Source organism: Burkholderia sp., from assembly GCF_018375725.1.
Classification (GTDB): domain Bacteria; phylum Pseudomonadota; class Gammaproteobacteria; order Burkholderiales; family Burkholderiaceae; genus Burkholderia.
This window is the reverse complement of sequence record NZ_JAHACR010000007.1, coordinates 1-23,198: the sequence shown is the minus strand read 5'-3', so window position 1 is coordinate 23,198 and position 23,198 is coordinate 1. Positions and strand designations below refer to the sequence as shown.

The window sequence follows — 23,198 nt, the reverse complement described above, 5'->3', positions numbered from 1 at the left end:
GCACGTCAAGCCGCCGGGCCGATCTCGACACGCCGGGCTTCCTTCGCGTCTGCCCCGCCCGTGATCGTTTCCGGTTTCTTCATGATGATGCGGTCCTCCGCCACGCCCGCCGCCTTCAGCGCGTCGCGCACGGCCTGTGCGCGGTGCTTGGCGAGTTCGGCGTTCGCGTCGGCCGAGCCCGTCTTGTCGGTGTAGCCCGACAGCGCGAGCTTCGCGTCCGGATGCGCCTTCGCATAATCCGCCGCCGCAGCGATCGCCGACTTCGCGTCGGCCGGCAGCGTGCTCTTGCCGGTTTCGAAGTAGATCGTCGACAGTGCCGCCGCGGCCGTCGCAGCGGGCTGCGATGCGGCTTCCGCCGCCGGTGCGGGTTCCGCCGGCGCTGCCGCCGCGGTGTCTTCCGGCAGCTTGCCGTTACGTGCGGCTGCCACCTGCTTCGGTTGCAGCAGGTCGTTCTTGTGGTTGCCCCACGAATTGCGCTCGTAGGTGACGACCGACGCGATGTCCAGATCCGACAGCGACGCCCACGACGGCATCGCGCCCTTGCCCTTCAGCACCTGCTCGAGGTGGCCGGCGATCGGGCCGTTGACGATCTTGCCGCCGTCGATGGCCGGGAATGCGCCGATGCCCTTGCCGTTCGGCTGGTGGCAAGCCGCGCAGTTCGCCTTGTAGACTTCCTCGCCGTGCGCCATCAGCTCGGCCATCGTATAGACCTTGTTCGGGTCGACCGCCGTGCCGGCCATTTTGGCCTTCTGCGCGCTGACCCACTTCGCGTAGTCCTCGTCCGACAGGACTTCGACGACGACCGGCATGTACGCGTGCTCCTTGCCGCACAGCTCGGTACAGAAACCGCGGTAGGTGCCGACCTTCTCGGCCTTGAACCACGTGTCGCGCACGAAGCCCGGGATCGCGTCCTGCTTCACGCCGAACGCAGGCACGTACCACGAGTGGACGACGTCGTTCGCGGTCGTGATGATGCGGATCTTCCGGTTGACCGGCACGACGAGCGGGTTGTCGACTTCCTGCAGGTAGGTTTCGCTGATCGGCTTCTTGCCCATCACGGCGTCGCGCGGCGTCGTCAGCGTCGACAGGAAGCTGATGCCCTCGCCCGGGCCCTTCACATAGTCGTAGCCCCACTTCCATTGATAGCCGGTGACCTTGACCGTGATATCCGCGTTCGTCGTGTCCTTCATCGCGACGACGGCCTTCGTGGCCGGCAGCGCCATCAGCACGACGATGATGAACGGCACGATCGTCCAGATGATCTCGACGGTGGTGCTCTCATGGAAATTGGCGGCTTTATGGCCTTTGGATTTGCGGTGCGCGAAGATCGAATAGAACATCACCCCGAACACGCCGATGAAGATCACCGTGCAGAGGATCAGCATCATCGTGTGGAGGTCGTAGAGCTCCTCGGCGATCTTCGTGACAGGCGGCTGCAGATTGATCTCGTTGACGCGGGGACCGCCCGGGCTATCACCGACCGCCAGAGCGGCACCGGCAAAGAGCAGTCCGCTGCATGCCAGCACGCCCGAAAGGGCTCGCTTGATTGTTTTCATAGCATCCTTACCCAAAATTTCCATTCAAACCCTCCCCGCCGCACCTGCCGGCATCGCATCGGCTGCCTCATCAGCCGCAGCGCCGCAGCGACACGCGAAGCTCGTCTGCGAACTGCGCGCGCCGGTACTGCGCAAGATGCCGCCCGATCGCGACGGTCTGCCCGCGCGAAACGAGTCGAATCGGATCGCGTGGGGTCGCGCCCGGCTCGACCCGCACCCAGCGCGGGTTGAATTCGATCTGCGTGAGCCGCTCCGCACTCATCCGCTCGATCACGAGCCGGTGCGGAAACAGTCTGATGCGTTCGTAATCGATTGCATGGCGCGCATGGATCGCGAAAGCGATACCGACCGCCAGCAGCTCGATTCCGGTGAACGGCATGACGAGCCATGCCCCACGCCACATCATCATGGCCGCGATCGCCAGCGAGACGCCCGCGAGCGACGCGTAAAACAGCACGAACTGGCGCGGCGACACCGAACAGTTGCGCTTCATGAGCCAGTCCTCGAGGACCGGTTCCGGAACCGCCGCGGCATCTGCCGCGTCTGTCGAAACCCGCGCTGCTTCCATCGCCGTCTCACGCGAATGGCATGCGATGCATGCCTGCATCGGACTCGCCGCCCCGTATTGAGGAGACCCCGGGAGCGACAAACTGACGCATTATAGGCGGGTTCAATGGCATCCACAAGCAAGCGGCTATCGGCTCGCGAGCCAAGCGCGACAAGCTTTCCGGCCATTTCAGACGTGTTTTTACCCCGGCTTTGCGCCGGTAATTTCAGACATAACAAAATCGCGCGTTACCGCGTCAGCGATCTTTCGGACGCCCTTTTCCGATGTCCTCGATGCGGACGATGCCGTGCCCTTCGGGAGTCGTGCGCGGCACGGCCTTCCATGCATGTCCGTAGATCACTTCGAATGTGAGGGGAATCGTGCCGTCCGCACGCCGGCGCGCTTCGAGCGCGTCGGCCAGCGCTTGCCGGAAGCGCCGCGTCACGCCGTGCGGCGTTGCCCGCCCGAATGGATAGGCGCCCCAGCGACGTACGTCGGCCAGCAGCGAATCGGGGGACTGGTAGGTGACGGTGAGGACTTCCTGGTCCATCACCGGTATTTCGAAACCGCTCTCGACGAGCATGTCGCCGAGATCGTGCATGTCGACGAAATCGATCACGCGCGCGCCCGCAGGCGCGATGCCGAGCGCCGCTTCGGCGTCCGCGTAGGCGGCGCGCAGCTCGCGCAGCGTGTCGGGACCGAGCGTGCTGAACATCAGGAGACCGTTGACGCGCAGCACGCGCTGCCATTCAGGCAGCACCTCGTCCGGACGGGCGTGCCAGTGCAGCGCGAGATTCGACCACAACAGGTCGAAGGCGCCGGCCGCGAACGGCAGCGCGGAGAAATCCGCCTGTGCGACGCGCGGACCACGCTGGCCGAGCGCCTTGCCGAGCGATGCGGGGAGCCAGCGGCGCCAGCTCGTCTGCTCGACTTCCCGCTGCCCTGCTCGCGCGAGCATCGCGCCGGACAGGTCGACCCCGAATACCGGCGCCTCCGGGAAACGCGTGCGCAGCGCCGGCAGGTCGTCGCCTGCGCCGCAGCCTGCGTCGAGCACGCTTGCGGGGTTCACCTTGATGTATTCGAGACGTTCGCACATCCGCTGCGCGATCTCGCGCGGCAGGAACGAGACCGTGTCGAACGCGGCGGCGCGACGGTCGAAGATCTGCCGCAGACGTCGGGCGTCATAGGCCGGACGGCCGGATGTGGTCGATGCAGAGGACATGGCGGGCAAACTGGCGAAGAGCCGGAAGTATACTCGCTCGCCCTGCGCCCTTCAGCGAAGCGGGGCAGGCTGGCAAGGAGCATTCGCGATGGATCGTCGCCCCGTGTTTTCGCCGCAAATACGCGGCGTTATGTCGCATGCGCGCATGTTTGCCGCGCGAATCGCAGCCATCGCATTGCCGAATTGCTGCGCACTGTGCGGCAATATGTCGCACAGTGCAATTTGCGCCGCATGTGATGCCGCCTACTGGAACGAGCCGCGCCTGCGCTGCACGGTTTGCGCGGCACCGCTGAACCCGGGGCATGCGCACTCGCGTCGCGCCGGCCGATCGGGGGTCTACCGGTGCGATGTATGCCGCACCACGCAGCCGCCGTTCGATGCGACACTCACGCTCGCCGACTACCGCGCGCCGCTCGATGGGCTCGCGCGTGCGCTGAAGTTTCGCGCGCGGCTTGCGCTCGGCGCGGAATTCGCGCGCCGGCTCGCCCGGCGGATCGACGACGAACACGACGCAGTCGGCGATATCGACGTGCTCGCGCCGATACCGCTTGCGCACGGGCGGCTCGCGTCGCGCGGCTACAACCAGGCGTGGGCGATTGCGCGGCCGCTCGCGCGCCGCCTCGGCGTGCGCGCGATGCCGACACTGCTCGTGCGTGTCGCGGAGACCGCCCCGCAATCCCGGCTCGACCGGCAGGCGCGACGCGACAATGTCGCATCGGCATTCGCGGTCGCGCACGACGTCGCGGGGTTCCACGTTGTCCTCGTCGACGACGTGATGACCTCGGGTGCAACGCTGTCGGCTGCGGCCCAGGCGCTCAAGGCGGCGGGCGCCGCACGCGTGACGAACGTGGTTGCGCTGCGCACCGCCAGAGATTAATCAGATAGAGAAGCCGGCCGCCCGAACGCGGCCACGAAGTCCGTAAACAGAAGAATCATGTTCAATGTCGTCCTCGTCGAACCCGAAATCCCGCCGAATACCGGCAACGTGATCCGCCTGTGCGCGAATACCGGCGCGCGGCTGCACCTGATCGAGCCGCTCGGCTTTCCGCTCGACGACGCAAAAATGCGCCGCGCCGGGCTCGACTATCACGAATACGCGGATATGTGCGTGCACCGCGACTGGGACGCGTTCGTCGCGGCCGAATCCCCTGATCCCGCCCGGATGTTCGCATTCACGACGCGCGGCTCGGGACGCTTTCACGACCATGCATTCCTGTCTGGCGACTGGTTCGTGTTCGGCGCCGAAACGCGCGGCCTGCCCGCGGCGGTGCTTGACCGCTTTCCGAACGAACAGCGCGTACGCCTGCCGATGCGGCCGGGCAACCGCAGCCTGAACCTGTCGAACACCGTTGCGGTCGTCGTATTCGAGGCCTGGCGTCAGGCCGGCTTCGAAGGCGGCGCCTGAAGCAAGGCGGGCTGCGCGCGATGCCGCGCGCAGCGATCGGATGACAAATACGCGAGCCCCGCACGCCCGGGATTCGGCGCGTGCGGCAGCATGTGGACGATCTGCAGATCGAGCGTCGTGAAGCCGACCGGCATCACGCCCCCCCCGCGACAAGGTGGGGATTGTTACAGCGCAGTGCGCCTTGCGGCGCCCCGCCGTCGTATCACTCGGCGCGTGCGTCCCGGCGCAGCAGGCCGCTGACCGCGTCGCGCGGCGCGACACCGTCGAACAGCACGCCGCAAACCGCCTCGGTGATCGGCATTTCGATCGACTGCGCACGTGCGATCGCCAGCACGGCCTGCGCACAGCGCACGCCTTCGGCGACGTGGCCGAGCGCGCCCAGAATATCGTTCAGCGAGCGCCCCGCGGCCAGTTGCAGACCGACCGTGCGATTGCGCGACAGGTCGCCCGTCGCGGTGAGGATCAGGTCGCCCAGGCCCGTGAGGCCCGTGAAGGTTTCCGCACGGCCGCCGAGCGCGACGCCGAGCCGCGACATTTCCGCGAGGCCTCGCGTGATCAGTGCGGCGCGTGCGTTCAGGCCGAGGCCGAGGCCGTCGGCAATCCCGGTCGCGATCGCCAGCACGTTCTTCACGGCACCGCCGACCTCGACGCCGACGACATCGTCGCCGGTATAGATTCGCATGGCGCCGTGGTGGAACGCGGCGAGCGTCCGCTCGCGGCAAGCAGCCGAAGCACTGGCGACCGTCAGCGCCACAGGCAGGCCCTGGCCGACTTCGCGCGCGAAGCTCGGGCCGGACAGCACGCCGTTGCTGGTCTGCTGCGGCAGCTCGGCGGCAATCACCTGATGCGGCAGCAGATGCGTGTCCGCCTCGAAGCCCTTGCAGACCCAGACGATGTGCGCCGGCACGCAGCCCGCGTCGTGCATCGCGCGGCACAGCGCGCGCAAGCCGGCGACGGGCGCGGCGATCACGCACAGCGCGTCGTCCGCGGCGCCGTGCGCGAGCGCCGCGGCGAGATCCGCGTCGTAGCGCAGCGCTTCGGGCAGTGCGATGCCGTCGAGATAGCGGGAGTTTTCGTGCCGGGCCTGCAGCCCGGCGATGAGCGCAGCGTCGCGCGCCCAGAGAAGCGTATCGTGCCGCGCGGCCAGATGGCCCGCGAGCGCGGTGCCCCAGGCACCGGCGCCGAGAACGGCTACTTTCATACCCAGCACCGGTCCCCGATCAGCCTCAGTTCAGCGTCGAGCCGTTCGGCGCGCCGGCCGCGGCCGCCTGCTGCTGTTGCAGCTGCGCGAGACGCTGCTCGTAGAGCGCCTGGAAGTTGATCTCGGCGAGATGAATCGGCGGGAAGCCCGCGCGCGTGATCGCATCGGCGATGTTCGAACGCAGATACGGGAACAGGATCGTCGGGCAAGCGATGCCGACGAGCGGGTCGAGCTGTTCGTCAGGAATGTTGCGAATGTCGAAAATGCCGGCCTGCTTCGCTTCGATCAGGAACGCGACCTTGTCCTTCACCTTCGCCGTCACGGTGCCCGACACGACGATTTCGAACACGGTTTCCGCGAGACGCTCGGCCTTGACGTCGACCTCCACTTCAACCGACGGCATGTCCTGCTCGAGGAAGATCGCCGGCGAATTCGGCTGCTCGAGCGACATATCCTTCAGATAGACGCGCTGGATGTTGAAGAACGGTTGGTTTTCGACGTCGGACATGTTGTTTCCCTAAAAGTGATGACGGGACCGCCGGCATTCGCCGGCCGTCCCGGTTGACCCTGCCGCCGTGTCACGCGGCCGGCGGCCATTCTGCCCGAATTAGGCCGCTTGCAGAAGCGGCACGAGACCGCCTTCGCGATCGAGCTTCGACAGATCGTCGTAGCCGCCGACGTGCGTGTCGCCGATATAGATCTGCGGCACCGTGCGGCGGCCGGTGCGGGACATCATTTCCTCGCGGCGCGTCGGATCCTTGTCGATCAGCACCTTCTCGATCTGCTCGACGCCGCGCAGCTTCAGCAGCCGCTCGGCCTGGATGCAATACGGGCACACCTGGGTGCTATACATGACCACCTTGTTCACTTCGTCACTCCTTGTTTGACGACCGGCATCCCGGCCTGCTGCCAGGCGGCGACGCCGCCCTGCAGCACGTGCACCTCGGCGTAGCCGGCCGCTTCGACCGCGCGCGCCGCCTTCTGCGACTGCTGGCCGTTCTGGCAGACCAGCAGCACCGGCGTGCTCTTGTTCTTCGCGACCTGCGCGATCTTCGCGCCGATCTCGTCCGCCTCGACCTGGCGCGCGGACGGCAGGTGGCCGGCGGCGAATTCGGACGTCGGCCGCACGTCGATCACGACTGCGTTGCGGCGATTGATGAGCTGCGTGGCCTCCGCAGCGGACAGGCCGCCGCGGCCGCGGCGCAGACCGGGCCACGCAAGCAGGCCGCCGGAGACGAGCAGGATCGCGACGAGGGCCAGGTTCGTGTAATCGGTAAAGAACTTCACGGAATTCCGCCGGAAAAAGAGAAATCGGAAAACGACAATCCGGGCATTATAAAATAACCGTCTTGCGCGGGCGCGATGCCCGGCGCACCGCATCCTTACTACCGACCGCAAGCATCTATGTACAAGCTCGTTCTCATCCGCCACGGCGAATCGACGTGGAACAAGGAAAACCGCTTCACCGGCTGGGTCGACGTCGACCTGACCGAGCAGGGCTGCAACGAGGCCTACCAGGCCGGCGAACTGCTCAAGGAAGCCGGTTACACGTTCGACATCGCCTACACGTCGGTGCTCAAGCGCGCGATCCGCACGCTGTGGCACGTGCAGGACAGGATGGATCTGATGTATCTGCCCGTCGTGCACTCGTGGCGCCTCAACGAGCGCCACTACGGCGCGCTGTCCGGCCTGAACAAGGCGGAAACCGCCGCGAAGTACGGCGACGAGCAGGTGCTGGTCTGGCGCCGCAGCTACGACACGCCGCCGCCCGCACTCGAGCCGACCGACCCGCGCGCGCCGTACGCCGATCCGCGCTATGCGAAGGTGCCGCGCGAGCAGCTGCCGCTCACCGAATGCCTGAAGGACACGGTCGCACGCGTGCTGCCGCTGTGGAACGAGTCGATCGCCCCGGCGATCAGGAGCGGCAAGAAAGTGCTGATCGCCGCGCACGGCAACTCGCTGCGCGCGCTGATCAAGTATCTGGACGACATCTCGGACAGCGACATCGTCGGCCTGAACATCCCGAACGGCGTGCCGCTCGTCTATGAACTCGACGAAAACCTGAAGCCGATCAAGCATTACTACCTCGGCGACCAGGACGCGATCGCAAAGGCGCAGGCCGCCGTCGCGAAGCAAGGCAAGGCAGGCTGATCCCGCCCGAGCCGCGCCGGTGTGTCCGGCGCGGCCGCCCGCCGGCGCGCGAACCTCCCTTGCCGGGCGCTGTCGAACCGGTTTCGCCCCGACCCGGTGACGAGTCGGACGGAACAGTTATACTTGACCGCTACATCCCCGCTACCGCCACGCGCTTCCCGACCGCACCAGACTCTCTATGCGTATGAAATTGAAGAACATCGGCCTGATTGCCGCGGGCCTCGCAACGGGCGTGTTCGCCACGCTGCAAATCTCCGCATCGGCCGAGCAGACTGCCACGGCACCGCTTCCTCTCGACCAGCTCCGCCTGTTCGCGGAAGTGTTCGGCCAGATCAAGCGCGAATACGTCGAGCCGGTCGAAGACAAGAAGCTGCTGACGGCAGCGATCAAAGGCATGGTCTCGAGCCTCGATCCGCACTCGTCGTTCCTCGACAAGACCGATTACGAAGAGCTGCAGGAGCAGACGAAGGGCCGCTTCGCCGGTCTCGGCATCGAGATCTCGCAGGAAGACGGCCTCGTCAAGGTGATCTCGCCGATCGAGGACACCCCCGCGTTCCGCGCCGGCATCCGTCCGGGCGACCTGATCACGCGCATCAACGACAAGCCGGTGCGCGGCATGACGCTCGACAAGGCGGTCAAGCAGATGCGCGGCGAGCCGGGCACCAAGGTCACGCTGACGATCTTCCGCAAGAGCGACGACCGCACGTTCCCGATCACGGTCACGCGTGCCGTGATTCGCGTGCAGAGCGTGAAGATGAAGATGCTCGATCCGGGCTATGCATACGTCCGCATCACGAGCTTCCAGGAACGCACGACGCCCGATCTCGTCGCCAAGCTGCAGGACATCGCGCGCCAGCAGCCGAACCTGAAGGGCCTGATCCTCGACCTGCGCAATAACGGCGGCGGCCTGCTGCAGAGCGCGGTCGGCGTCGCCGGCGCGTTCCTGCCGCCGGATTCGGTCGTCGTGTCGACGAACGGCCAGATCCCGGATTCCAAGCAGGTCTATCGCGACAGTTACGACAACTACCGCCTGCCGTCCTTCGACAGCGATCCGCTGAAGAGCCTCCCGCCGATCTTCAAGACCGTGCCGATGGTCGTGCTGACCAACGCATACTCGGCATCCGCGTCGGAAATCGTCGCCGGCGCCCTGCAGGACGCGCACCGCGCGATCATTCTGGGCAAGACGACGTTCGGCAAGGGCTCGGTGCAAACGGTGCGCCCGATGACCGCCGATTCGGCGCTGCGCCTGACGACCGCGTACTACTACACGCCGAGCGGCCGCTCGATCCAGAACAAGGGCATCACGCCCGACATTCCGGTCGACCAGTACGCGGACGGCGATCCGGACGACGCGCTCGTGACGCGCGAGGTCGACTACACGAACCACCTCGCGAACACGCAGGATCCGAACGAGAAGAAGGAACAGGAAGAGCGCGAGCAGCGCCGCATGGATCAGCTGCGCATCCTGGAGGAGCAGAACGACAAGAAGACGCCGGAGCAGCGCCAGAAGGATCGCGACCGCAAGCCGATCGAATTCGGCAGCGCGGACGATTTCATGATGCAGCAGGCGCTCGCGAAGCTCGAAGGCAAGCCGGTGCAGGAGTCGAAATCGCTGCTCGCCGAGAGCACGAAGAGCCCCGCCGGCAAGTCGGCGCCGGCCTCGAAGCCGGCGGCGGCCAAGCCGGCCTCCGCACCGAAGCCCGCGTCGGCACCGCAGTAAGGTACCGACAGCGCCCCGACGGGCCATCGCGGCATCCCCGCGATGGCCCGTTTTGTTTGCGGCTCGGCCAGCGCGGCCCCGCACCGCGCAAGCGTGCGCAGATCAGTGCCGCCGCAGCCGGTACAGCATGCCCCAGGCCGCGACTCGCGCGAACAGGCCCTAGAATGAATAGATCCGCACCGCGCATCACCCGCATCCGCCCATGAACGACGATCAACTCCTCCGCTATTCCCGCCACATCCTCGTCGACGAAATCGGCATCGAGGCGCAGCAGCGCTTTCTCGACGCGCATGCGATCGTCGTCGGCGCGGGCGGCCTCGGCTCGCCCGCCGCGATGTATCTCGCGGCGGCCGGCGTCGGCACGATCACGCTCGTCGACGCCGATACGGTCGACCTCACTAACCTGCAGCGGCAGATCCTGCACGCCACCGCGTCGGTCGGGCGCAAGAAGGTCGAATCGGGACGCGACACGCTCGCGCAACTCAATCCGGACGTGACCGTGCATGCGGTCGCAGAACGTGTCGACGATGCGTGGCTCGATACGCACGTGCCACAGGCGAGCGTCGTGCTCGACTGCACCGACAACTTCGCGACCCGTCACGCCATCAACCGCGCGTGCGTCGCGCATCGCGTGCCGCTCGTGTCGGGCGCGGCGCTGCGTTTCGACGGACAGATCAGCACGTTCGATTTCCGGCGTCCGGACGCGCCCTGCTACGCATGCGTGTTTCCGGAAGACCAGCCGTTCGAGGAAGTCGCGTGCTCGACGATGGGCGTGTTCGCGCCGACGGTCGGGATCATCGGCGCGATGCAGGCGGCCGAAGCGCTGCGCGTGATCGGCGGCATCGGCACGACGCTCAACGGCCGGCTGATGATGCTCGATTCGCTGCGGATGGAATGGACGACGATGAAGATCGCACGCCAGGCGGATTGCCCGGTGTGCGGCAGCGCGCACTAGCGCGCCATTCGCGCGGATTCGCCGCGCACCGCCCGCGCCGCGTCGCGCCGGATGCGCGCGGTTCAGCGGTTCAGCGGTTCAGCGGTTCAGCGGTTCAGCGATGTTGGCTCAGCGGCTCAGGCGGCGGCGTCCGCGCGGGGCTCGGCGGTCGACAACCGCTTGAGCGCCGACTGCACCTCCTCGGGTTCGAACGCGGCCAGCACGTCCGCCGTCGGCTTTTCCAGCGCCTTCAGATGCGCGCGCAGGATCTCCTGCTTCACGACGAGCAACTGGCTCGGATGCATCGAGAATTCGGTGAGCCCCATGCCGAGCAGCAGGCGCGTCAGCGTCGGATCGCCCGCCATCTCCCCGCACACCGAGACCGGCACACCCGCGCGCTTTGCCTCGCGCAGCGTATAGGCGATCAGGTGCAGCACCGCCGGATGCAGCGGGTCGTACAGATGGGCGACCGCGTTGTCCGCGCGGTCGATCGCCAGCGTGTACTGGATCAGGTCGTTCGTGCCGATCGACAGGAAATCGAAGCGCTTGAGGAACAGCGGCAGCGCGATCGCCGCCGCCGGGATCTCGATCATCGCGCCGATCTGCACGTTCGGATCGTAGGCGAGCCCGGCGTCGTCGAGCTGACGCTTCGCCTCGCGGATCAGGTCGAGCGTCTGGTCGATCTCCTGGGCATGCGCGAGCATCGGGATCAGGATCTTCACCTGCCCGAATGCCGACGCGCGGAGAATCGCGCGCAATTGCGTCAGGAACATCTGCGGCTCGGACAGGCTCCAGCGGATCGCACGCAGCCCGAGCGCCGGGTTCGGCGCAGTCTCGTAGCCTTCGTCGAGCGCCTCGAGCGGCTTGTCCGCGCCGACGTCGATCGTGCGGATCGTCACCGGCATGCCCTTCATCCCTTCGACCGCGCGCTTGTACGCGGCGAACTGCTCCTCCTCCTCCGGCATCTCCTTCTGGTGCATGAACAGGAATTCGGAGCGGAACAGCCCGACGCCGACCGCACCCGCGTCCACCGCCGCCTTCGCATCGTCGGGCAGTTCGATGTTCGCGTACAGGTCGATCTTGGTACCGCACAACGTTTGCGTCGGCGAGAATTTGAGGCGCTGCAGCTTGCGCTGCTCGAGCACCTTTTCCGACTGGCGGTACGAATATTCTTCGAGGACGATCGGCGCCGGATCGACGATCACGATGCCCTGATCGCCGTCGACGATGATCAGATCGTCCTGGCGGATCAGCGTGCTCGCATGCTGTACGCCGACCGCGGCCGGAATGCCGAGACTGCGCGCGACGATCGCCGTATGCGACGTGCGGCCGCCGAGATCGGTGACGAATGCCTGGAACGACTGCGTCTTGAACTGCATCATGTCGGCCGGCGCGATGTCGTGCGCGACGACGATCATCTCTTCGGTGCCGTTCGCGGCCGCGCCGCCAAGCGCCTGCGACGCCGACGGCGCGCCCGCCAGCGCCTTCAGCACACGCTCGACCACCTGTTCGATGTCGGCCTTGCGCTCGCGCAGGTACTCGTCCTCGATATCGTCGAAATGGCGCGTGAGGTGGTCGAGCTGCTCGGTCAGCGCCCATTCGACGTTGTAGCGCCGCGTGCGGATCAGGTCGATGGTCTCCTGCAGCAGCATCGCATCGTTCAGGATCATCGCGTGGACGTCGATGAATGCGCCGACCTCGCTCGGGGTATCGTCGGTCAGGTCGGCGCGCAGCGCATCGAGCTCGCGCTGCACGGTTTCGCGCGCCACGCGGAAGCGTTCGACCTCGGCGTCGATCTGATCCGCCTCGATGAGGTAATGCGCGACGTCAAGCGCCGCCGGCGCGATCAGATACGCACGTCCGATCGCGATGCCTCGTGAGACGGGAATGCCATGCAGCGTGAAAGACACGCGCACCTCCTCTGTACATGTAAAAGCCGCGGCACACTGCTGCGATGCGCTTATGACCCCGGAAACCGATTATAAATTCCATGGTGCGCGGCTGACTGCATGCGGCGCAGCATTACACATTCCGGATCAATGAGCTTGACGAAAAAAATGCCGCGGAATCCGCGGCATGCTCATTGAAAAGCCATGATCGGACGCCGCGCGTCACTGGCCTTCGCCGAACTTGTCGGCGATCAGTTTCAGGAGCGCATCCATCGCCTCCTTTTCGTCAGGCCCTTCTGTCTCGATCATGACCGAGCTGCCGATGCCCGCTGCGAGCATCATCACGCCCATGATGCTCTTCGCGTTGATCCGCCGGCCGTTGCGCGACATCCAGACCTCGGACTGGAAATTGCCGGCCAGTTGCGTAAGCTTGGCCGATGCACGCGCATGCAGCCCCAATTTATTGACGATAGTGGTTTCTTGTTGAAGCATGGTTCTCGTTCGGTCGAGGCCGCCGGCATGCCGGCAGAACGGTCGGATAAGCTAAAACAGCACGCGAATTGCCGGTCGCGGCAACCGGTTACTGCTGCTCGGTGCGCGGTCGTGGCTCGGGCGGGATCGGCGCGCATTCGCCGCATCCCACCTCGGTCGGCGGCGGCGGCGTGCCGGACGCCACCTCGTGAACGCCTTTCGCGCCGCCGGACAGCGTCTTGTCGACGAGCGTATCGAGCGGCACCGTCCGGTAGCAGACCGCACGCACCAGCATCGGCAGGTTGACGCCCGCCAGCACTCTGACGTTCTCCACCTTCGCGAGCTGGCCGGCGATGTTCGCGGGCGTCGCGCCGTACATGTCGGTGAGCACGAGCGCGCCGTTTTCTTCCTTCAGCCGTGCGAGTTCGGCATGCGCGAATGCCATGACCTGGGCCGGATCGTTGTCCGCCTGCACGTCGATGCAGCCGATGCGCGCGGGCACGCCGCCGTAGATGTGCGCGATACAGTCCCGCAGGGCAGTCGCGAGCGGGGCGTGCGCGATGATCAGAATCCCGGCCATGTCAGTACGCGCCGGATCGCCCGAGGCAAGCCGCCATGCTGCCGGAGGGCAACGAGCGAAGCGAGTGAGTGGGTCGTTTCATGTTCAGCCTTGCATGCAACGCAACAAGTGGATCCGGCCGTCGGGCCGTGACAACGGCGCCGGGCAAGCGGGCATTGTAGCAGGGCAGGCACGCGTGGCCGGCGCCGCCTCGCCGGCCGCACCTCGCCGGCCGCACCTGTCCAGCCGTGCATCCCGGCCGGCGCCGTCCCGCAAGAACCGCCCTGCCGGACCGCTCCGGCGGACGGAAACCTGCAAGGCCGCGCCATGTCGCGGCAGTTACGCGATCGCGCGCTCCAGCGCATCGACGAACATCGCGGCGACGTCGAAGCCCGTCTGTTCCATGATCTCGCGGAAGCACGTCGGACTCGTGACATTCACTTCGGTCAGCCAGTCCCCGATCGCATCGAGACCGACCAGCAACAGGCCGCGCGCGACGAGCACCGGCGCGAGCGTCTCGGCGATTTCCCGGTCGCGCGCCGTCAACGGCTGCGCGACGCCGACCCCGCCGGCGGCGAGATTGCCGCGGACCTCGTTGCCCTGCGGAATCCGTGCAAGCGAATACGGCACCGGCTCACCGCCGATCAGCAGAATGCGCTTGTCGCCCGCCTTGATCTCCGGAATGAACTTCTGAATCATCAGCGAGCGCGTGCCGTCATGCCCGAGCATCTCGATGATCGAACCGAGGTTCATGCCGTCCGCCTTCACACGGAACACGCCCATGCCGCCCATGCCGTCGAGCGGCTTGACGATCACGTCGCCGTGCTCGGCGTGGAATGCGCGCAGCCGCGCCGCATCGCGCGTGACGAGCGTCGGCGCGACGAACTGCGGGAACTCGCCGATCGCAAGCTTCTCGGAGTGATCGCGGATCGCCTGCGGCTTGTTGAACACGCGTGCGCCGGCGCGCTCGGCGAGTTCGAGCATCCATGTCGCCGTCACGTATTCCATGTCGAACGGCGGATCCTTGCGCATCAGCACCGCATCGAACGAGGTGATGGCGCGCGACGCGTGCGCCGCCGCCTCGTACCACGGATGACGATGCAGGTCGGCGGGATCGCCGACGATCGTCACGCGCCGCACGTCCGCCTCGACGCCCGACCCGGTCCACGCGAGCTGGTGCGGCTCGCACGCGTAGATCGCATGCCCGCGCCGCGCGGCCTCCGCCATCATCGCGTAGGTCGAATCCTTGTAGATCTTGAAGCGCTCGAGCGGGTCGGCGATAAAGAGAATGTCCATGCGGATCCTGTTGCGTGACTGCCGGCCGTTATACCTGAATGGCTTCCGGATCGGTCTTTTCCAGTTCGATCGACGACGCGATCAGGCTCAGCCGCGCGACGACGCCGTACATGTAGAAACGGTTCGGCGGCGCCGCGCCCGGCTTCGCGCCGGCATCCGGCAGCGCCGTGTGCTCGAAGCCGAGCGGCACGTAGCGCATGCCCGGCGCGTTCAGGTTCTCGTCGCGCTCGCGGCAGCCGTGCGTGCGGTAGAAGCCGCCGACGACGTAGCGGTCGATCATGTAGACGACCGGTTCGGCCACGTCGTCGCCGATCCGCTCGAACGTGTAGACACCTTCCTGCACGATCACGTCGCGCACCGCGAGGCCCGCTTTCGACTCGGCCATCTGAGCGCGCTCGGCCTTCGACAGGCGGCCGATCTCGGCCGCATCGTGCACGGTCATCACGCCGCGCCCGGCGGTGCCCGCGTCGGCCTTCACGACGACGTAGGGCTTTTCGCTGATGCCGTATTCGCGGTACTTGCGCGCGATCTTCTTCAGCACGCCGTCGATCGCGTCGGCGAGCGCCTGCTCGCCTTCGTGCGCCTGCCAGTCGACGCCTTCGACGTGCGCGAAGTACGGATTCACCATCCACGGATCGACGCCGACCATCTTCGCGAACTTCTTCGCGACATCGTCATAGCACGCGAAGTGCGTCGACTTGCGGCGCACCGCCCAGCCCGCGTGCAGCGGCGGCAGCAGATACTGCTCGTGCAGGTTTTCCAGCACGGCCGGGATACCCGCGGACAGATCGTTGTTCAGCAGGATCGAGCACGGATCGAAGTTCTTCAGCCCGAGGCGGCGCTGCGTGCGCTCGAGCGGCTCGAGCACGATCTTCTGGCCGTCGGCGAGCGTGATCGGCGTGATGTCGGTGATGCCCGGATCGAGCGAACCGAAACGCACGTTCAGCCCTGCCTGGCGCATGATCGTCGCGAGCCGTGCGACGTTCTCGAGATAGAACGCGTTGCGGGTCGGCAACTCGGGAATCACCAGGAGGTTCTTCGCATCCGGGCAGATCTTCTCGATCGCGGCCATCGCCGCCTGCACGGCAAGCGGCAACACTTCGGGCGGCAGATTGTTGAAACCGCCGGGGAACAGGTTGGCGTCGACCGGCGCCAGCTTGAAGCCGGCGTTACGCAGGTCGACCGAGCAGTAGAACGGCGGCGTATGTTCCTGCCATTCGAGCCTGAACCAGCGTTCGATGGCAGGCGTGGCGTCGAGGATCTTTTGCTCGAGCTCGAGCAACGGGCCGTTCAACGCCGTAACGAGGTGGGGAACCATGAATCACTCGCGAGCGGGAGAATGAAGATTGTAGAGCAATTGCCCCACGCATTTGAGGATTGAGCCCGGATTTAAAAGGTTTTTAAGAAAGTTTCTCACTATTGACCCGATAGGAAAAAGCGATATGCGCGGCGGCATCGCGCCCGCGACAAAAAAAAACCCGCCGGAAAGGCGGGCCGAAGTCGCTGCGCTCGTTCGTGATGGGGGCGGCGTCACGGCCGCCCGTCATCCATCGTTTCGTATTACTCGACATGCTCGCCGTGGAGGATCACGTCGAGACCTTCGCGTTCCTCCTCTTCCGACACGCGCAGGCCGATCACCATATCGATCACCTTCAGCAGGATGAAGCTCACGACACCGCTGTAGATCAGCGTGATCGCGACGCCCTTCGCCTGCAGCAGCAGGCTGCCGTCCATGCCGCCGATGTCCTTGACTGCGAACACGCCCGTCAGCAGTGCGCCGAGAATGCCGCCGACGCCGTGCACGCCGAACGCGTCGAGCGAATCGTCGTAGCCGAGCTTCGACTTGAGCCACGTTGCCGACCAGAAGCAGATGACGCCCGCCGCGATGCCGATCGCGAGTGCGCCCGCGACACCGACGAAACCGGCTGCAGGCGTAATCGCCACGAGCCCGGCGACCGCGCCCGACACGATGCCGAGCACCGACGGCTTACCCTTCGCGATCCATTCGGCGAACATCCAGCCGAGCGCCGCGCAGGCGGTGGCGACTTGCGTCGTCAGCATCGCGAAACCGGCACGGCCGTCGGCGGCGACCGCCGAACCGGCGTTGAAGCCGAACCAGCCGACCCACAGCATCGAGCCGCCAATCATCGTCAGCACCAGATTGTGCGGCGCCATCGATTCGCGGCCGTAGCCGACGCGCTTGCCGAGTACGAGGCACGAGATCAGGCCCGCGATACCGGCGTTGATGTGCACGACCGTACCGCCCGCGAAGTCGAGCACGCCGTCCGCCGACAGCCAGCCGGTCGGCTCCCAGACCATGTGCGCGATCGGCACATAGACGATCAGCGACCAGAGCGCCATGAACACCAGCATCGCCGAGAACTTCATCCGGTCGGCGAACGCGCCGCAGATCAGTGCCGGCGTGATGATCGCGAACGTCATCTGGTAGACGAAGTAGACAGACTCCGGAATCGTCGTCGCCAGGTGGCTCACGGTCAGTGTCGTCGCCTTGTCGCCCTTGACATAGCTCATCCCGGACAGGAACACCCGCGACAGGCCGCCGATGAAGCCGTTGCCCGGCGTAAATGCGAGGCTGTAGCCGACGACCGTCCAGAGCACCGTGATCAGCGCGGTGATCGCGAAGCTCTGCATCACGGTGGCCAGCACGTTCTTCTTGCGAACCATGCCCGCGTAGAACAGCGCGAGGCCCGGGATCGTCATGAACAGCACGAGCGCGGTGGAGGTCAGCATCCACGCGGTGTCGCCGGCGCTGATCTTCGACGAATCGACCGAGAACGGCGCGGCGGCGGCCGAGGCCGGCGCGCCGGCGGATGCCTCGGCGGCGCCCGACGCCGACGTGCTCGCGACTGCCGGCGCCGAAGCCGCCGGGGCGGTCGCGGCGGACGAAGCGTCGGCGGCCGAGGCGGCAGGCGCGGATGCGGCGGACGCCGCGTCGTCCGCGAGCGCGGAGCCGACGCCGGTCGCGATCAACGAGCCGGCCATCAGCAGTGACATCAGAAGTTTTCGCATCTTGGTTTCCTCTTGTCGCTCGTCTTGTATTACAGGGCGTCCACGCCCGTCTCGCCGGTGCGGATCCGGATGACCTGTTCGATCGGGGTCACGAAGATCTTGCCGTCGCCGATCTTGCCAGTGCGCGCCGCGCGCTCGATCGCCTCGACCGCCTGATCGACGAGATCGTCGGACACGGCCGCCTCGATCTTCATCTTCGGCAGGAAATCGACCACGTATTCGGCGCCGCGGTACAGTTCGGTGTGCCCTTTCTGGCGGCCGAACCCTTTCACCTCCGTCACCGTGATGCCGGAAACGCCGAGGGCCGACAGCGCCTCGCGCGTCTCATCGAGCTTGAACGGCTTGATGATTGCGGTAATGAGTTTCATGAAATCCTCTCGCTGGGTTGTCCCGTCGCATTGGTTGGATGTGTGGCGGACTCTCCTCAGCAACTCGCGTGCCATATGCGCCCGAGCGCCGCCTCGAACCGGGCGGGGAGATCAGATTGCGTTTCCGGCACCGGCACAGCCCGGCCAAATGGCCAACGGGGGCCGGGTTCGCTGGCGCCACGCGAAGAACGTTGCTAGAGTGCACGCACGTCTCGCATGACGAGACTTTCACCCATGCGGGCGCCATGCCCGGAAATCGCGCCCCGGGCGCACCATTTCCGGTCACGCGTGCATCATGGGCATGTACGCAACTGAATATGCACACTTTTTGTGCAAAGAAGGGGATCACCATGAAGCAACCCAGCGACGTTTTCAACGACATTCAGGCACGCGTCGGCGACCTGCTGAAAAACTCGCCGGTCAAGGATGTCGAACGCAATATGAAAGCCATGCTGACGCAGGGTTTCGCAAAGCTCGACCTCGTCACCCGCGAGGAATTCGACACGCAGGCTCAAGTGCTCGCACGCACCCGCGTGCGGCTCGAGGAGCTGGAAAAGCGCGTCGCGGAACTCGAACAGAAGCTCGCCGCGTCGCAGTGACCGGCATGCCGCATTCCGCGGCACGGTCACGCCCCGCAGTCCTGTAGCCCTGTAGTCACGTAGTCCTTCACCGCGCCACGCCGGCAAGCGCGCAACGCTTTCTCCCTTTACCGCGGCGGGCGGCCTGAACGGCCGCCCACACCGCCCGACAGGAGCCTCGCCATGTCGCTTGCCTTGGTGCGCAGCCGCGCGCCGGCGGCCGGCCGCGCGCCGGAAGTCACCGTCGAAGTCCATCTTGCCAACGGGTTGCCGTCGTTTTCGATCGTCGGCCTGCCCGATCTCGAAGTCCGCGAAAGTCGCGAGCGCGTACGCGCCGCACTGCAGAACTGCGGGTTCGAGTTTCCCGTCCGCCGCATCACCGTCAATCTCGCACCCGCCGACCTGCCGAAGGAGTCGGGGCGCTTCGACCTGCCCATCGCGCTGGGCATCCTGGCCGCGAACGGCCTGATCCCGGCCGATGCGCTGGCTGGCCGCGAATTCGCCGGCGAACTGTCGCTCACCGGCGCGTTACGGCCGATGCGCGGCGCATTCGCAATGGCCTGCGGCACGGCGCGCGACCGGCAGGGCGGGCGCGTCGATCCGGCCGTGCCGCCGCCGCGCGAGCCGGAGCTGTACCTGCCGCTCGACAGCGCCGCCGAGGCGGCGCTCGTGCCTGGCGTAACCGTGTTCGGCGCGCCTGATCTGCCGGCGCTGTGCGCTCACCTGACCGGTGCGCCCGACGGGCGGCTGTCGCCCGTCGCCGCTCCCTGCCTCGATCGCCAGCCGGTGCCGGCCGCGCCCGACCTCGCCGACGTGATCGGCCAGCGCGGCGGGCGACGCGCGCTCGAAGTCGCCGCCGCTGGCGGGCATCACCTGCTGATGGTCGGACCGCCCGGCGCGGGCAAGTCGATGCTGGCCGCCCGGCTGCCGGGGCTACTGCCGCCGCTGACCGACGACGAGGCGCTGGCGTCCGCCGCGCTGCTGTCGGCGAGCCGCGCGGGTTTCTCCCCGGCGCAGTGGCGGCAGCGTCCGTTTCGTTCGCCGCACCATTCGTCGAGCGCAGCGGCGCTGGTCGGCGGCCGGAATCCGCCCCAGCCGGGCGAAATCACGCTCGCGCATCTGGGCGTGCTGTTCCTCGACGAACTCCCCGAATTCGACCGGCATGTCCTGGAAATGCTGCGTGAGCCGCTGGAAGCCGGGCGTATCACGATCTCGCGCGCGGCGTTGCAGGCTGACTTCCCGGCCGCTTGCCAGCTGATCGCGGCGATGAACCCCTGTCCATGCGGCTGGCACGGCGATCCGTCCGGCCGCTGTCGCTGCTCGCCGGACGTCGCCGCACGCTATCTGCGCAAGCTGTCCGGACCGCTGCTCGACCGCATCGACATCCAGATCGATCTCCCCGCGCTCACGCCCGCCGAACTGGCCGCGCGCGCGACAACGCCCGGCGAGCCGAGCGCCGCGGTCGCCGCGCGGGTCGCACTGGCGCGCACGCGGCAATTCGATCGGCAAGGCAAGACGAATCACATGCTGACTGGCCGCGAGACGGACGAACTCTGCCGGCCGACCGACGAAGGTGAGCGCTTGCTACGCGAAGCCGGCGAGCGATTCGGCTGGTCCGCACGCGGGTATTACCGGGTGCTGAAGGTCGCCCGCACGATTGCCGACCTTGCCGGCGACCCGCTGCCGAACGCCGCACAAATCGCCGAAGCGATTCGTTACCGGCGCGCGCTCGCTCCCGTCAGACTATAAAACCCAGATGTCAAGACTTGACTTATTCACAATTCCACGAATCCGGGCGTTGATTGCGTCATGGCCGGAAATATTCGAGTCTGATTTTGTAAATCGTTGTTTTTATTGATTTTTCTAATTCACGAAAAATACCGGAGATCGGCGGGAATGCCGTCCAGCACGCTATTGCGACGGATCCGACAAACTTTTCAACAAAGTTATCCACAAACACTATGGATAGCCGAAAAACCCAAGCAAAATCCGGCGATTAGCGACGCCTGCTGCGAAGGAACATGCAGTTTCCAGCGTAAGTCGACACATCCCCGGCCGCTCGCCCGCATCAGTCGAGCTTCAGCGAACCGAAAAACGCGTCGAGCTGCTCGGTTGACAGCGGCGCGTCGGAGATCGCGACCGCCTGATAGACATGACGCCCGCGCGCCACGAGACGCGCGACGATCGTCTTGCGTGCGCGCTCCGGGCCGGCCGCGGCGCCCGCCACGCGCAGCTCGAGCCCGTCCACCGCGCCGCCCGCGGCCAGCGGCACCCGCACCGCGGCGGTCTGCGGCACACCGGCCAGATTGCGGGACAGGCCCGCACGCAGATAGTCGAGCGCCGCGCGCCGGGTCGCGTCACGGTCGTCGGGCAGCATCACCGTGCCGACCGCAAACACCGCGCCAGCGACATGCGCCGCCTGCATGCGCATCGTCATCGGCGTGCCGCCGATCAGGAGCGCGTGCTCCTCGACGGTCGGCTTGGCGGGCAGATCGACGGTGTAACCGGCGTCGTTGTGCAGCGTGCGCCAGTCGTTGGCCGGCGAGCAGGCCGCCAGCACGGTACTCGCGCATACGAGCACGGCAAGCCGCCGAAACGGAAGAAAACAGGGGCGCAGCGTTTTGGAACAGACCTTCGACATAGTGCGGATCGCGGCAGGCAAAGTGCGCATTATGCGTCGAACCGGACGATCGGCATGCGCGGCGGCGGCCGGTGCACGCGCCGGATACGCGCTAAAATGTGCGCCAAATTTCGACATCCTTTGCCGTTTCCGCGTCATCGACCGATTCGATTCCGAGAGCCTCCGCAGATGAACTCCCCGTCCCCTTCCCAAGGCCGCCGCGCCAGCCCGATGCGTTATGTCGCGGCGCTCGTCATCGTCGCCGCGATCGCCGTGGCCGGCTTTTTTGCGTTCAACGGGCAGTCCTGCGCACCCGATGCCACGTTCACGCTGCTGTCGGGCCAGAAGATCTCGACGGCCGCCGACCTCAAGGGCAAGGTCTACCTCGTCAATTTCTGGGCGACGAGCTGCGCGACCTGCATGCAGGAAATGCCGCAGATGGTCGAGACCTACCAGCGTTTCAAGGGACAGGGCCTGGAATTCGTCGCCGTTGCGATGAACTACGATCCGCCGATGTACGTCGCGAACTACGCACAGACGCGCCAGCTGCCGTTCAAGGTCGCACTCGACGACGGCAGTGCCGCGAAGCTGTTCGGCAACGTACAGCTCACGCCGACGACCTTCGTGATCGACAAGGACGGCAAGATCCTGAAGCGCTACGTCGGCGCGCCGCAGTTCGCGGAGCTCGACCAGCTGCTGCAGAAGGCGCTGAAAGACGCCGCCTGAACGGCTGGCGTCATGGCGCGCGCCGCTTCCGCCACGAACCGCGTAAACGAGCGCGGCAATTTCGGCGGCCCACGTTCGCCCGATCCGCGGCACATGCCAACCGCGTCTAGCGGTCCGCCTCCCCTTTGGCCGACAGGCCATAACGCTTCATCTTTTCATAGAGCGTCGCCTTGCCGACGTGCAGCCGGTCGGCGGTCGCCGCGACCGCGCCGCCCGTCTGATTCAGCGCCTCGGAGATCACCGCGCGCTCGAACTGCTCGACGCGCTCCTTCAGCGTCTGCTCGCCCGCCTCGTCCGGCACGTCCGCCGCGCCGCCTTCCGGCGGCATCTCGGCGACGCCGAGCACGACCCGGTCGGCCGCATTGCGCAGCTCGCGCACGTTGCCCGGCCAGTCGCGCTGCATCAGGTTCGCACGCTGGCGATCGGTGAGCACCGGCGCCGGGCGCCCGTAGCGCACTGCCGCATCGAGCATGAAGTGCTCGAACAGCGGCACGATGTCCTCGCGGCGCTCGCCGAGCGGCGGCAGCGCGATCGTCACGACGTTGAGCCGGTACAGCAGGTCGCGCCGGAACGTGCCGGCCGCGACCAGTTCGCTCATGTCGCCCTTCGCGGCCGCGACGATCCGGCAATTGACGCGGATCGGCTGGTTCGAGCCGAGCCGCTCCAGCACGCCATCCTGCAGCACGCGCAGCAGCTTCACCTGCAGCGCGAGCGGCATGCTTTCGATTTCGTCGAGGAACAGCGTCCCGCCGGACGCGTATTCGAGCTTGCCGACCCGGCGCTTCGCGGCGCCGGTGAACGCGCCGGGCTCGTAGCCGAACATCTCCGATTCGAACATCGGCTCCGGCAGCGCACCGCAGTTCACCGCGATGAACGGCTTGTCGCGGCGCGGCGACATCTCGTGCAGGCTGCGCGCGATCAGCTC

At 66.5% G+C, this 23,198-nt stretch carries 24 protein-coding genes; 8 read left to right on the top strand and 16 right to left on the bottom strand.

Annotated elements, in window-relative coordinates; all coding sequences use genetic code 11:
- Nucleotides 1-5: 5 nt before the first annotated feature.
- From coxB to KH616_RS03040, 3 genes are all read right to left on the bottom strand, one after another.
- Nucleotides 6-1,580, bottom strand: a complete 1,575-nt coding sequence (gene coxB / locus KH616_RS03050; protein WP_292236283.1) for a cytochrome c oxidase subunit II — start codon at nucleotides 1,578-1,580, stop codon at nucleotides 6-8.
- Nucleotides 1,581-1,626: 46 nt separating this feature from the next.
- Nucleotides 1,627-2,163: a DUF2244 domain-containing protein gene (locus KH616_RS03045; RefSeq protein WP_292236281.1), complete on the bottom strand. Its 537-nt coding sequence runs from the start codon at nucleotides 2,161-2,163 to the stop codon at nucleotides 1,627-1,629.
- Nucleotides 2,164-2,359: 196 nt separating this feature from the next.
- Nucleotides 2,360-3,325, bottom strand: a complete 966-nt coding sequence (locus KH616_RS03040; RefSeq protein ID WP_292236278.1) for a methyltransferase domain-containing protein — start codon at nucleotides 3,323-3,325, stop codon at nucleotides 2,360-2,362.
- 88 nt (nucleotides 3,326-3,413) lie between these two features.
- On the opposite strand from KH616_RS03040, the gene KH616_RS03035 reads away from it, so the two are divergent.
- The gene (locus KH616_RS03035) at nucleotides 3,414-4,202 is read left to right on the top strand and encodes a ComF family protein (RefSeq protein WP_292236277.1); all 789 of its coding nucleotides are present in this window, start codon (nucleotides 3,414-3,416) and stop codon (nucleotides 4,200-4,202) included.
- Nucleotides 4,203-4,259: 57 nt separating this feature from the next.
- The gene (gene trmL / locus KH616_RS03030) at nucleotides 4,260-4,730 is read left to right on the top strand and encodes a tRNA (uridine(34)/cytosine(34)/5-carboxymethylaminomethyluridine(34)-2'-O)-methyltransferase TrmL (RefSeq protein WP_292236275.1); all 471 of its coding nucleotides are present in this window, start codon (nucleotides 4,260-4,262) and stop codon (nucleotides 4,728-4,730) included.
- A 202-nt stretch (nucleotides 4,731-4,932) separates the two neighbouring features.
- On the opposite strand, the gene KH616_RS03025 is transcribed toward trmL, so the two are convergent.
- The 4 genes from KH616_RS03025 to KH616_RS03010 form a co-directional block, all read right to left on the bottom strand.
- The gene (locus KH616_RS03025; RefSeq protein WP_292236274.1) at nucleotides 4,933-5,931 is read right to left on the bottom strand and encodes an NAD(P)H-dependent glycerol-3-phosphate dehydrogenase; all 999 of its coding nucleotides are present in this window, start codon (nucleotides 5,929-5,931) and stop codon (nucleotides 4,933-4,935) included.
- A gap of 25 nt (nucleotides 5,932-5,956) precedes the next feature.
- Nucleotides 5,957-6,439, bottom strand: a complete 483-nt coding sequence (gene secB / locus KH616_RS03020; RefSeq protein ID WP_292236273.1) for a protein-export chaperone SecB — start codon at nucleotides 6,437-6,439, stop codon at nucleotides 5,957-5,959.
- 99 nt (nucleotides 6,440-6,538) lie between these two features.
- Complete coding sequence (grxC, locus tag KH616_RS03015) at nucleotides 6,539-6,799, bottom strand: glutaredoxin 3 (protein ID WP_292236271.1); 261 nt, start codon at nucleotides 6,797-6,799, stop codon at nucleotides 6,539-6,541.
- On the bottom strand, nucleotides 6,796-7,218 hold the full coding sequence (locus KH616_RS03010; RefSeq protein ID WP_292236269.1) for a rhodanese-like domain-containing protein: 423 nt from the start codon (nucleotides 7,216-7,218) through the stop codon (nucleotides 6,796-6,798). The genes grxC and KH616_RS03010 overlap by 4 nt, the downstream gene beginning before the upstream one ends.
- 117 nt (nucleotides 7,219-7,335) lie before the next feature.
- Between KH616_RS03010 and gpmA the strand changes: the two genes are divergently transcribed.
- The 3 genes from gpmA (at nucleotide 7,336) to moeB (ending at nucleotide 10,757) form a co-directional block, all read left to right on the top strand.
- Entirely contained in the window at nucleotides 7,336-8,082 is a 747-nt protein-coding gene (gene gpmA, locus KH616_RS03005; RefSeq protein ID WP_292236267.1) for a 2,3-diphosphoglycerate-dependent phosphoglycerate mutase, read from the top strand.
- 178 nt (nucleotides 8,083-8,260) lie between these two features.
- Nucleotides 8,261-9,802, top strand: coding sequence for a S41 family peptidase (locus KH616_RS03000; RefSeq protein ID WP_292236261.1), 1,542 nt, complete (start codon nucleotides 8,261-8,263; stop codon nucleotides 9,800-9,802).
- A 202-nt stretch (nucleotides 9,803-10,004) separates the two neighbouring features.
- The gene (moeB, locus tag KH616_RS02995; RefSeq protein ID WP_292236259.1) at nucleotides 10,005-10,757 is read left to right on the top strand and encodes a molybdopterin-synthase adenylyltransferase MoeB; all 753 of its coding nucleotides are present in this window, start codon (nucleotides 10,005-10,007) and stop codon (nucleotides 10,755-10,757) included.
- Between the two features lie 116 nt (nucleotides 10,758-10,873).
- Here the strand turns inward: moeB and ptsP are convergent, their stop codons facing one another.
- The 7 genes from ptsP to KH616_RS02960 all read right to left on the bottom strand — a co-directional run bounded on the left by ptsP (nucleotide 10,874) and on the right by KH616_RS02960 (nucleotide 18,349).
- Entirely contained in the window at nucleotides 10,874-12,646 is a 1,773-nt protein-coding gene (ptsP, locus tag KH616_RS02990; RefSeq protein ID WP_292236257.1) for a phosphoenolpyruvate--protein phosphotransferase, read from the bottom strand.
- Nucleotides 12,647-12,847: 201 nt separating this feature from the next.
- Entirely contained in the window at nucleotides 12,848-13,117 is a 270-nt protein-coding gene (locus tag KH616_RS02985; protein WP_292236255.1) for an HPr family phosphocarrier protein, read from the bottom strand.
- Between the two features lie 88 nt (nucleotides 13,118-13,205).
- A complete protein-coding gene (locus KH616_RS02980) occupies nucleotides 13,206-13,676 on the bottom strand; it encodes a PTS sugar transporter subunit IIA (RefSeq protein WP_292236253.1) in 471 nt (156 codons plus the stop codon).
- A gap of 318 nt (nucleotides 13,677-13,994) precedes the next feature.
- Nucleotides 13,995-14,951 (bottom strand): glutathione synthase, encoded by a 957-nt coding sequence (gshB, locus tag KH616_RS02975; RefSeq protein WP_292236251.1) that lies wholly within the window; start codon nucleotides 14,949-14,951, stop codon nucleotides 13,995-13,997.
- A gap of 28 nt (nucleotides 14,952-14,979) precedes the next feature.
- The gene (gene gshA, locus KH616_RS02970; protein WP_292236250.1) at nucleotides 14,980-16,269 is read right to left on the bottom strand and encodes a glutamate--cysteine ligase; all 1,290 of its coding nucleotides are present in this window, start codon (nucleotides 16,267-16,269) and stop codon (nucleotides 14,980-14,982) included.
- A gap of 242 nt (nucleotides 16,270-16,511) precedes the next feature.
- A complete protein-coding gene (locus KH616_RS02965) occupies nucleotides 16,512-17,981 on the bottom strand; it encodes an ammonium transporter (RefSeq protein WP_292236249.1) in 1,470 nt (489 codons plus the stop codon).
- A 29-nt stretch (nucleotides 17,982-18,010) separates the two neighbouring features.
- Nucleotides 18,011-18,349 carry a P-II family nitrogen regulator gene (locus KH616_RS02960; protein ID WP_292236248.1) on the bottom strand — a complete coding sequence of 113 codons (339 nt, stop codon included), beginning with the start codon at nucleotides 18,347-18,349 and terminating at the stop codon, nucleotides 18,011-18,013.
- A gap of 350 nt (nucleotides 18,350-18,699) precedes the next feature.
- Here KH616_RS02960 and KH616_RS02955 point away from each other — a divergent pair, with 350 nt between their 5' ends.
- The gene (locus KH616_RS02955; RefSeq protein ID WP_292236245.1) at nucleotides 18,700-18,948 is read left to right on the top strand and encodes an accessory factor UbiK family protein; all 249 of its coding nucleotides are present in this window, start codon (nucleotides 18,700-18,702) and stop codon (nucleotides 18,946-18,948) included.
- 162 nt (nucleotides 18,949-19,110) lie between these two features.
- Nucleotides 19,111-20,676, top strand: a complete 1,566-nt coding sequence (locus KH616_RS02950; RefSeq protein WP_292236244.1) for a YifB family Mg chelatase-like AAA ATPase — start codon at nucleotides 19,111-19,113, stop codon at nucleotides 20,674-20,676.
- 319 nt (nucleotides 20,677-20,995) lie between these two features.
- On the opposite strand, the gene KH616_RS02945 is transcribed toward KH616_RS02950, so the two are convergent.
- The gene (locus tag KH616_RS02945; protein WP_292236242.1) at nucleotides 20,996-21,598 is read right to left on the bottom strand and encodes a hypothetical protein; all 603 of its coding nucleotides are present in this window, start codon (nucleotides 21,596-21,598) and stop codon (nucleotides 20,996-20,998) included.
- A 138-nt stretch (nucleotides 21,599-21,736) separates the two neighbouring features.
- On the opposite strand from KH616_RS02945, the gene KH616_RS02940 reads away from it, so the two are divergent.
- Nucleotides 21,737-22,273 (top strand): TlpA disulfide reductase family protein, encoded by a 537-nt coding sequence (locus KH616_RS02940; protein WP_292236240.1) that lies wholly within the window; start codon nucleotides 21,737-21,739, stop codon nucleotides 22,271-22,273.
- A 106-nt stretch (nucleotides 22,274-22,379) separates the two neighbouring features.
- Here KH616_RS02940 and KH616_RS02935 read toward each other — a convergent pair.
- Nucleotides 22,380-23,198 (bottom strand): sigma-54 dependent transcriptional regulator (locus tag KH616_RS02935; RefSeq protein ID WP_292236238.1); only part of this gene is annotated, 819 nt, incomplete at its 5' end.